Origin of the sequence: Protofrankia sp. Cas8 (genome assembly GCF_963555845.1) — a bacterium.
Classification (GTDB): domain Bacteria; phylum Actinomycetota; class Actinomycetes; order Frankiales; family Frankiaceae; genus Protofrankia.
Genome location: NZ_CAUVXI010000276.1, coordinates 1 through 421, shown reverse-complemented (window position 1 = coordinate 421; position 421 = coordinate 1). Strand labels below are relative to the sequence as shown.

General features: G+C 63.4%; 1 protein-coding gene. It reads left to right on the top strand.

Features of this window, described 5'->3' with window-relative positions:
- Window positions 1-152: 152 nt before the first annotated feature.
- A partial coding sequence (locus tag U9977_RS25050; protein ID WP_416210775.1) for a glycosyltransferase occupies window positions 153-421 on the top strand: 269 nt, incomplete at its 3' end.

Genomic DNA, 421 nt, shown 5'->3' with positions numbered 1-421 from the left:
GTCGGCTCTTGGCCCTCGCTGTGGTGACAGGTGACCTTATGGTGACCTGACTGTGGCCTCTGGTGGTGCTGTTGGCGGTGGGGGAGGCACTGCCCACACCACACGCGGGGTTGCGGCGAGGGGGCCGCCGATTTGCGACGCTGATCATCGTGATGATGTTGGCGGTGTGCGCGGTGTGTTCCCTGCTGGTCTGGCTGGTGCTCGCGGGCGGTCACGGGATGTTCTGGCGGACCGATACTCGGCTTGATCCTCTGGGTGCCCGGATGGATGGTGTGGTTGAGCCGGATGGTGGCTGGCCGGCTGTGACTGTGATCGTTCCTGCTCGGAATGAAGCGGATATCATCCCGTCCACGTTGCCGTCTCTGCTGGGTCAGGTCTATCCGGGTCGGTTGGAGGTGGTCCTGGTTGATGATGCCAGTGT